General features: G+C 38.9%; 1 pseudogene. It reads right to left on the bottom strand.

Annotated features, from left to right (window positions below):
- Nucleotides 1-700 (bottom strand): annotated as a pseudogene (locus tag ABD917_RS08755) (damage-inducible protein); the annotation flags it as partial.

Raw genomic sequence — 700 nt, 5'->3', positions numbered from 1 at the left:
CCAAGCCTATCGGTGGTTTTCTTAAATGCCTTGGTAAAAAAATCTTCGTAAAGTTTGATAATAAGGTTTTGTCTTGCTTGGGGGGAGGTAATCCCAGAGGCACGGAATTTCACACTATCATAAAACTCTTGTAATTCTTTCGATACTTGCTTGATATTGGTTTTGTCCAACTCAGCTAAAATCTTTTCCATGGCTTGAGAAATGGCATTGTTTTGCACAAACTCATTGCCATCAAACAAGGCTTCAAACACGGGGCGCGTGACAAGATGTTGTCCTAACATCTCTAGAGCTTCCTCTTGTTTGATTTCACTGTTTAAGTTATTTTTTAGTTCTTTGTGAAAGCTCTCAAAAGCATGATAGGCTTCACTGGTTTCATCAGAAAGAGTTGTTTGAAGATGATTGATATGGTTTTGCGCAATTTCAGCAACATTGCCAGCCCATATGCCCCAATAATCCGCAAGGGTAAATTTCTTAGCCAAAAGGGTTTTAAGGGCATTGGGAAACTCTTTATAAAAAGGTAATCTCATTTGCCCTTTATAACTATGCTGCGGTTCATAGGCTGCTTTTCCAATCTCAAGCCCCGCGCTTTCTGGTTTCTCATAAACATAAATTTTATCTTCAACCGTCGTCATACTCTTTAAGGCTACAATCTCTAAAGTATGACTAACGTCTTGACCTAAAATCATCTGGTTAAGGGTGA

This window comes from Bartonella pachyuromydis (assembly GCF_039543065.1).
Taxonomy (GTDB): domain Bacteria; phylum Pseudomonadota; class Alphaproteobacteria; order Rhizobiales; family Rhizobiaceae; genus Bartonella; species Bartonella pachyuromydis.
This window is presented reverse-complemented; position numbering and strand designations above follow the sequence as displayed.